The 2,734-nt window shown below is 69.8% G+C and carries 2 protein-coding genes and 1 pseudogene; 2 read left to right on the plus strand and 1 reads right to left on the minus strand.

All coding sequences use genetic code 11. The features are described 5' to 3' along the window. Positions 1–233, minus strand: a pseudogene (locus JWP64_RS15945) (MFS transporter); the annotation flags it as partial. 200 nt (positions 234–433) lie between these two features. Here JWP64_RS15945 and JWP64_RS15950 point away from each other — a divergent pair. Continuing rightward, complete coding sequence (locus tag JWP64_RS15950) at positions 434–1,084, plus strand: TetR/AcrR family transcriptional regulator (RefSeq protein WP_297497308.1); 651 nt, start codon at positions 434–436, stop codon at positions 1,082–1,084. Between the two features lie 115 nt (positions 1,085–1,199). After that, on the plus strand, positions 1,200–2,734 hold a 1,535-nt coding region (locus tag JWP64_RS15955; RefSeq protein ID WP_297497311.1), incomplete at its 3' end, for a cobalamin-dependent protein.

Raw genomic sequence — 2,734 nt, forward strand, 5'->3', positions numbered from 1 at the left:
GGGACCACCACGCCCAGCGACAGGGTGTAGGCGGTGGTGATCCACTGGATGCCGTCGGTGGTGGCGCCGAAGTCACGCTGGATGGTGGGGATCGCCACGTTCACGATGCTGATGTCCAGTACGGACATGAACATGCCGACGATCAGCACGAGCAGCGGGACCAGCCAGCTGCTGTTCGGCGCGCTCGCGGCCGGCGGTGCCACCGGAGCTCGGTCGAGGGTCTCGGTGCTCATCGGACCCGACCGCCCCCCGACAGCTCGCAACATCATCTAACGAACGTATGCTGATACTAAAAGTAACAGGCTCACCTCTTCGCCGGCTACGGCTTTACGGGTTGCCTGGCGCCCTGGCACCCTGGCGCACAACGTGGGTGAGCGGAGAGAAAAGTTACTGGATGTCGTTCTTTCCAGAGGTCATCTCGTAAGCTGCTGTCATGATGGCTGAGGGTGACGGCGGTGCGCGCCTCGGGTTGCGGGAGCGCAAGAAGCTGATGACCCGCGGTGCCATCCTGGACGCCGCCCAGTCGATGTTCGCCGAGCGTGGTTTCGACCACGTCACGGTCGCCGAGATCGCCGACGCGGTGAACATCTCCCCGAAGACGGTGTTCGTGTACTTCTCCGCCAAGGAGGACCTGGTCTTCGACGGCGAGGCCGAGATGCGGGACCGGATCGTCGCGCGGATCCGGGGGCGTGCCCCCGGTGAGACGCCGCTGGACGCGATGGGCGGGCTGCTGCGCGAGCTGTTGGCGTCCTACGACCCGCCGGCGGTGACCGGGCTGGACCGGCTGCGCCGCACGGTGGGCGACAGCGCGGTACTGAAGGCGCGGATGCGGCTGATGTGGGAGCACTTCGAGGAGGCGGTCGCCGCCGTGCTGGCCGAGGAGGTCGGCGAGGATCCGCACGCGCCGCGGCCGAGGGTGGCCGCCGCCCAGCTCGTCCTGGTCTTCCGGCTGATGGCCTCCGAGGCGGTTGCCGAGTACGTGCTCGCCCAACCCGGCCCCGAGCAGGCTGCGGCGCTGGAGAACTGGCTCGACGTCACGCTGCGGCAGGTCGCCGGCGGCATCGACGATTTCACGCCCTGCTAGGGGGGTACTTCGGTAGCGGGTGGTGTGAGGAACGACATCGGCCCAAAAGGTTGGCCTTCCTATGATCGGGTGTCAAACTAAGTGGGTTGACCCGTCGAGCCTGAGGAGCGTCGCGATGGCAGAGCTGCACGTGCCGACCCACCCCGTCCGGTTCGTCACGGCGGCGAGCCTGTTCGACGGGCACGACGCGGCGATCAACATCATGCGGCGCATCCTGCAGCGCCAGGGCGCCGAGGTCGTCCACCTGGGGCACAACCGGTCGGTGGACGAGGTCGTCGCGGCCGCCATCCAGGAGGACGTGCAGGGCGTCGCGATCAGCTCGTACCAGGGCGGGCACGTCGAGTACTTCAGCTACCTGGTGGAGCTGCTGCGCGAGCGCGGCGCCGGCCACGTCAAGGTCTACGGCGGCGGTGGCGGCGTCATCGTGCCCGAGGAGATCAGGCTGCTGCACTCGCGCGGCGTCTCCCGGATCTTCTCCCCGGAGGACGGCCAGAAGCTCGGCCTGCCCGGGATGATCAACATCATGATCCGCGAGTGCGACGTGGACCTGACCGCCGAACCGCCCGCGTCCTACGACGGCGTGTTCTCCGGCGAGACCGCCACCCTGGCCCGCGCGCTCACGTTCGCCGAGGCCGGCGTGCTGCCCGACGACGTGCGGGCCCGGATCGCTAGCGCCGTCGAGCAGCACCCCGTCCCGGTCCTGGGCATCACCGGCACCGGCGGTTCCGGCAAGTCGTCGCTCACCGACGAGCTGGTCCGCCGCTTCCGGCTGGACCAGGAGGACAAGCTGCGGATCGCCGTACTCGCGGTCGACCCGACCCGGCGCAAGGGCGGGGGCGCGCTGCTCGGCGACCGGATCCGGATGAACTCCCTGGTCGGTGAGCAGGTGTTCTTCCGCTCGATGGCCACCCGGGGCAGCGACGGCGGGCTGCCCGAGCGCCTCGGCGACGCGATCGACGTGCTCAAGGCCTCCGGGTTCGACCTGGTGATCGTGGAGACCCCCGGTATCGGGCAGGGCGACGCCGGCATCGTGCCGTTCGCGGACCGCTCGCTGTACGTGATGACGCCGGAGTTCGGCGCCGCGTCGCAGCTCGAGAAGATCGACATGCTGGACTTCGCGGACGTCGTGGCGATCAACAAGTTCGAGCGCAGGGGTGCCGAGGACGCGCGCCGCGACGTGGGCCGCCAACTGGTCCGCAACCGCGAGGCGTTCGGCGAGACCTGGGAGGACATGCCGGTCTACGGCACCTCCGCCGCCACCTTCAACGACGACGGCGTCACCGCGCTGTACCACCACCTCACCGACCTGCTGGCCGAGCAGGGCCTGACCAGCCGCGACGGGCGGCTGCCGCGCACCGACCGCAAGACGTCGTCGGAGTTCGCCGCCGTCATCCCGCCGGAGAAGGTCCGCTACCTCGCCGACATCGCCGACACCCTGCGCGGCTACCACGCGAAGACCGCCAAGCACGCCGACGCGGCCCGCCGCCGCCAGGCCCTGCGCATCGCCAAGGCCGAGCTGGAGCGGGCCGAGGCGGACGCCGGCGGCATCGAGACCGTGCTGGCCTCGGCGGAGAAGGCACTGCCGGCCGAGTCCGCCGAGCTGCTGGACGGCTGGGGCCAGGTCGTCGAGGACTACTCCGGCGACGAGCT

This window comes from Pseudonocardia sp., from assembly GCF_025465255.1.
GTDB lineage: Bacteria > Actinomycetota > Actinomycetes > Mycobacteriales > Pseudonocardiaceae > Pseudonocardia.

Excerpts from the sequence above, each read along its gene's own strand:
- JWP64_RS15950 (WP_297497308.1), top strand. The coding sequence starts at position 434 with ATGATGGCTGAGGGTGACGGCGGTGCGCGCCTCGGGTTGCGGGAGCGC.